The 5723-nt window shown below is 67.7% G+C and carries 6 protein-coding genes; all 6 read right to left on the bottom strand.

Translation table 11 applies throughout. From position 1 onward, the window contains the following. Positions 1–52 precede the first annotated feature (52 nt). The gene (locus AC1DJN_RS20350) at positions 53–1003 is read right to left on the bottom strand and encodes a hypothetical protein (protein ID WP_478039993.1); all 951 of its coding nucleotides are present in this window, start codon (positions 1001–1003) and stop codon (positions 53–55) included. A 44-nt stretch (positions 1004–1047) separates the two neighbouring features. After that, positions 1048–2625, bottom strand: a complete 1578-nt coding sequence (locus AC1DJN_RS20345; protein ID WP_478013525.1) for a hypothetical protein — start codon at positions 2623–2625, stop codon at positions 1048–1050. A 92-nt stretch (positions 2626–2717) separates the two neighbouring features. Then, entirely contained in the window at positions 2718–3791 is a 1074-nt protein-coding gene (locus tag AC1DJN_RS20340; protein ID WP_333623509.1) for a protein-glutamate methylesterase/protein-glutamine glutaminase, read from the bottom strand. Next, the gene (cheD, locus tag AC1DJN_RS20335; protein ID WP_478039991.1) at positions 3788–4384 is read right to left on the bottom strand and encodes a chemoreceptor glutamine deamidase CheD; all 597 of its coding nucleotides are present in this window, start codon (positions 4382–4384) and stop codon (positions 3788–3790) included. The genes AC1DJN_RS20340 and cheD overlap by 4 nt, the downstream gene beginning before the upstream one ends. After that, on the bottom strand, positions 4381–5250 hold the full coding sequence (locus AC1DJN_RS20330; RefSeq protein WP_478039988.1) for a CheR family methyltransferase: 870 nt from the start codon (positions 5248–5250) through the stop codon (positions 4381–4383). Before AC1DJN_RS20330 ends, cheD begins: the two co-directional genes overlap by 4 nt. A 32-nt stretch (positions 5251–5282) precedes the next feature. Next, positions 5283–5723: methyl-accepting chemotaxis protein (locus tag AC1DJN_RS20325; protein ID WP_478039986.1), on the bottom strand; the 441-nt coding region annotated here is incomplete at its 5' end.

Below are 5723 nucleotides of genomic sequence, written 5' to 3'. Positions count from 1 at the left end.
GAGCGCTGCCGGCCAGCGGCCGGCACTAGTCGCGATTCAGGTCCGTCCGGGGTCAGGCCTGGGCGGCGGCGGCCGCTTCCTCGGTCACCGCCGGCGTGTCCATCGRCAGCTCCGGTTCCGCGGCCGTTTCCGGCAACGCACCGTGGTCGGGGAACAGGCGCGGCAGCTCGGCGACGAAGCGGACGATGCAGGCTTCGGCGAACTCACGCGATGCAGCTTTCGCCTTGGCGTAGTCGTCGGCCTGCCATTCCTGCAGCGGAGCAACCCGCGCTTCGTCCTGGCAGTGCACGCCCTGGCCGCCACTGGCGCTGCGGAACAGCTTGCGCACCAGCGGGAAGCCGATGGTTACATCGTGGCGCAGCTCATACGGGGTCTCTGCGTCGCTGAGCTTCTGGTACACCAGGGACCACTGGCCGGCGCTGGCTTCCACGGTGCGCTCGTCACTGGGAATGGCGCCGGGATGGGCCGTGAAATAGAGCGCCAGCTGCTCGCGGATCATGCCGGGCAACGCGCCGAAGGCCGGGCTGGGAACGGACTGGATGTCCTCGCCGCGCACGTTGTTCTTGCTGAAGCTGTTGCTGGTGCCGATGTCACCCACGCCGGTGACGAACGCCAAGGCAGACAGACCGACCTTGGCTGCGGTGACGGCGGCGGTGTCACCGCGCATCACAAGGCGCAGCACATGGTCGCCCACGCGATTGCCGTTGGGCCCGACGCCCAGGCCGGAAGTGACCTTTACCCGTTGCAGGCTGCTGAGATCCAGTGCGGGTGCCACAGCCACTGTGACGTCCCCGACGGCTGGTCCGGCGACGGCCGCAGCTGCCGGTGCGGCCTCGGCGATATCGGTTACGGGCATGGCGTCCGTTGCCGGATCCGGTGATGCCCCGGACGTGACCGCAGAGGCGGCGACAGGCGTGGGTGCTTCGTCGACGGCGTAGGCCGACGGAGCCAGCAGCAGGCTGGCCGCGATCGCGACGGTGAGGCAGGCTGGGCGTAATGCCACGGTGGTACTCCTTGGGGAAACGTGATGGGTGCGCGCGCTGCAACTCACTGCGCCGCGAATTCCTTGATCGGGAACGCCTTGCAGCGCGTGACCGCGGCGGCGAGGTCGACCTGGGCGCCTGTTGCGGCGCTGTGCGACGGAGTCACTGCGGCAGCCTCCAGCCACAGACTGGGCAGCGCCTGTGGCGATTCCAGCACCCGGTTCCAGAGCGCGTCGCGCATTGGGCTGCTGTAGGTGCTGCCGGGCGTCACGATGCACAACCGCGTACCGGGGGTGCTGCTGGCCTGCTGCAGCACCTGCTGCAGTGCGGCGTTGGCGCTGCCGTCGTCGCTCAGCTGCTGCGGCGCACTGTTCTGCGTGGCGTCCTGGATCTGCAGCTTGCCCGGGGTGAACAGCAGGACCTGCATGTCCTGGCGCGGTTCGATGCGCACCGGCGCGCGGGTGCCCTCGCAGCTCGTGGGGGTTGGCCGCGCCTGCTGCGGTGTCACGCTGCCATCGGTATGCACCTGGCGGATATGCAGCCGGCACATCTTGTCGGCCACTTCAAATTCCACCTCGTAATCCTGCCCGGGCTTGGCCACGAACTGGCCTGACAGCGTGCCCTTGCAGTAGAGACCGCTTTTCGGGTCAAAGGCCGCCTCGAAGATCAGCGGCTTGCCACCGGGAACTTCGTATTCCTGGTAGCTGAGCGTGGAGAATCGCTGGTTCTCCTTGCTGCGCAGGGCCTCGGTGCTGGGAATGCCAAGCAGGCCCTTGTCACCGGCGTTGTTGTACTTGACGTCAATCCGGTCACGGTAGTCGGTGCGGCAGGAGGCATCGGTAAACAACGTCGTGGTCCGGCCGAAGTCGGCGAACACGCGCACCCGTGCCGGCGGAACCGCGCCGCCCGCATAGGCACTGAGGTCTTCCGCCGCCAGCGGGCGTGGGTACATCGCCGGTATCCGCTTGATGAGCTTGTCGATGCATTTCATGGTGATCTTCTGCGCCGCGCTCTTGAGCCTGGCGTAGTCATCGGCCTGCCACGCGCCCAGGGTCGCCCGGTCATCACTGTCGTTGCAGCTGATGATCTCGGCCAGGCTGCCATCGGCGCGGCGCTGCTGGATCGTGCTGGAATGGTTGAGGCGATACAGCGGATCCTTGCGCGTATTGCCCTGGTGTACCAGCACCCAATCATCTGCACTGAAGCGCAGCGTACTGGTCTGCTTGGGCACAGCGTCGGGTGCATAGCGGAAGTAGCCTCCCACCAGTGCCTTGGCCACATTCGGCATCAGCGTGATGGCGGGGCTGGCCTGGCCCTCGATGATGCTGCCGGGCAGGTGGTTGCGCCGGAAGTAGTCCGGCTCGTTGCCGCTGAACAGCAGGGCCAGTCCCTTTGGTGTGAGCGCCTCGCTGTCATCGGGAGTGACGATGCGCAGTGCCACGTCGGGCGCGTGCAGACGCTTCGATGCGCTGTCCGGGCCGCTCAGGATCTGCACACGCTCGGTCCAGGAGGCGGGGCCATCGCGTTGGGGCACGGGCGTGGCCGATGGCGTGGCCGGTGCTGTGGCAGCGGTAGTCACCAGTGGGGCCAACAGGACGACTGCCAGCAGGGAGGATCGGGCGGGGAGGGCGCGCTGGGCCATGGGCAAGCTCCATGAAAATCGAAACATCCGTGCCGGCCTTTCCCGGCCGGCACGTGGAAAAAAGGGAGTGGCAGAGGTGACGCCGCAGACGCTCAGCCGCGCGCCAGCGCCAGCAGTCGTTCGGCAATGCGCTCCAGCGGCACCTGTTCCTCGGCCGCGCCGAGCTTGAAGGCCGCGCCGGGCATGCCCCAGACCACGCTGGTCGCCTCGTCCTGCACCAGTGTGGGCGCGCCGGCCTGGCGCATTTCCAGCAGGCCGCGTGCACCGTCGTCGCCCATGCCGGTGAGGATCGCGCCGATGGCATTGCCGCCCGCGCTCTGTGCCACCGAGCGGAACAGCACGTCCACCGCCGGCTTGTGCCGGTTCACCGCAGGACCATCGTCGACACGGCAACGCCAGCGTGCACCGTCGCGGATGATCCGCAGGTGCTTGCCGCCCGGAGGGAGGTAGGCGTGGCCGGGCAGCACCGCTTCACCGTCGCTGGCTTCGCGCACGGCCATTGCCGAGTGACGGTCCAGTCGTTCGGCGAAGGCGGTGCTGAAGCTGGCGGGCAGGTGCTGGGTCATCACCACGGCCGGACCGTCGGCGGGCATGCCTTCCAGCACCACGCGCAATGCTTCGGTACCGCCAGCCGACGAGCCGATGGCGATCAGGCGGTCGGTGGTGCGGAACTGCGTTGCTGCCGGGCGCGCGGCAGGGGCGGCATCCAGCGTGAGTTTCGGCGTGGCCACGCGCACCAGCGGGCGCACCCGGGAACGCGCAGCCATCTTCACCTTGGAGATGATTTCATCGGCATAGCCCTGCAGGCCGCGGGCCACGTCGAGCTTGGGCTTGGACACGAAGTCCACCGCGCCCAGGCCCAGTGCCTGCAGGGTGGTATCGGCGCCGCGCTCGGTCAGCGAAGAGATCATCACCACCGGCAGCGGGTGCAGGCGCATCAGGTTTTCCAGGAACGCCAGGCCATCCATGCGTGGCATTTCCACGTCCAGGGTGATCACGTCCGGGGCCAGGCGCTTGATCTTCTCGCGGGCCAGCAGCGGGTCGGCGGCGGTGCCGACCACGTCGATGGCCGGATCGCTGGACAGGATTTCGGTGAGCATCTGCCGCACGACGGCGGAGTCGTCGACGATCAGGACCCGGCAGGGGGCGTTGCCGGTCAGGGTCATTCGAACAGCTCCACGCCACCGGTGACCGGGGCCTTGGACAGGCGTGCGCGCACGGCCGATTCGGTCGCGGCGACTTCGGCTTCGTGGGCGTGTGGAAGGCGCTGCACAACCACGCGGCCGGTATCGGCGAAGAACCAGATCTTGCGCGGATGGATGCCGCACAGGTCCTCGGCGAGGATCGGGATGTGTTCGGCCTGCAGGTACTGGCGCACGAATTCGGCGTTGCGGGTGCCTACCGGATTGCTGGTGAAGCCCTTCARCACGTTGGCGCCGCCGAACACCTTSGCYTCSAKGCGCTTGCGGTGGGCGCCGCGCTTGAGCATGTCGTTGATCAGCAGTTCCATCGCATAGCTGCCATAACGTGCGGGCGCGCCGTCGCCGGCGTTGCCTTCGGGCAGCAGGAAGTGGTTCATGCCGCCGATCTTCAGTACCGGGTCGCGCAGGCAAGCCGCCACGCAGGAGCCCAGCGTAGTGGTCAGCGCGGTGGTGTCATCCACTACCAGATACTGGGTTGGCAGCAGCTTGGCGGCGATGGTCTTGAAGCGTGCGTCCTGGTAGCGCATCACATCGTCGGTACGCAGTGATGCGTTCATGCGCCGGCCTTTGCCGCACGACGGTACAGGGTACGGCCGCAGGGTTGGATCAGATCGRCCGCGTGCAGGTAGTTCTCCGAGTGGCCGGTATAGAGCAGGCCGTCGTCGGCCAGGTGGTTGACCAGGCGGCCAAGAATCGCGCGCTGGGTCGGCTTGTCGAAGTAGATCATCACGTTGCGGCAGAACAGCGCATCGAACGGGCCGCCGACGTCGTAACGCGGTGCCAGCAGGTTCAACGGGCGGAATTCGATCAGTTCACGCAGCGCCGGCAGTACGCGGCACTGGCCTTCGTTGGGGCCACTGCCACGCTGGAAATAGCGGCGACGCAGGTCCGGATCGAGGCCGGCGACACGGTCGATGTTGTAGACGCCGCGCCCGGCGGTGGCCAGCACCTGGGTGTCGACGTCGGTGGCGACGATGCGTACCGGCGGCTTCAGGGTGCCGAACGCTTCGCAGGCGGTGATCGCCATCGAGTAGGGCTCTTCGCCGGTGGAGGCGGCGCACGACCACAACAGCAGCGGACCGCGCCCGTTGCGCTGCTGCAGCTCTTCGCGCAGCTTGTCGAAATGGTGTGGCTCGCGGAAGAACGCAGTGAGGTTGGTGGTCAGCGCATTGGTGAATGCCTGCCACTCGTCGCCATCACCTTGTTCCAGGTGGTCCAGGTACTGCTGGAAGCTGCGCATGCCCAGCGTGCGCAGCCGGCGCGACAGGCGTCCGTACACCATGTCGCGCTTGGCCGGGGCGAGGGCGATGCCCACGCGCTGGTAGATCAGGTCGCAGACGCGGCGGAAATCACGGTCGGCGAATTCGAATTCGCGCGTACCGCTGACGATGGGGGTAGGGCTCTGCACGGGTGACGTGTCCATCGGCGGGGCGGCGGCCGGAGCCGCCGCGAGGATCAGAATTCCTGCCAGTCGCCGTCGTTGGAGACGACGGTGCTGGAATGGGTACGGCGGATCGGTGCGGGCGTCGACAGCGGTCGCGAAGGCGCAGGGCTGGCAGCCTTCGGCGCGACCTTGGCGGTCACCGCCTTCACTGCGACAGCGACCTGGTTGTCGAGGCGGAAGATCGCCACGGCGTCGGCCAGCTGTGCGGCCTGGTCTTCCATCGCCCGCGCGGCGGCGGTGGCTTCTTCCACCAGCGCGGCGTTCTGCTGGGTGGTTTCGTCCATCTGCACCACGGTCTGGTTGACCTGCTCGATGCCGGCGGACTGCTCCTGCGAGGCGGCGGAGATCTCGGCCATGATGTCGGTCACGCGCTGCACCGACGCGACGATCTCGCCCATGGTGCTGCCGGCCTGGTGGACCAGGCTGGAACCCTCGGCGACCTTGCCGACCGA

This window comes from Stenotrophomonas sp. 05L414_2 (assembly GCF_056397905.1).
The sequence above is the reverse complement of the archived record's forward strand: the minus strand, read 5'-3'. Positions and strand labels throughout refer to the sequence as shown.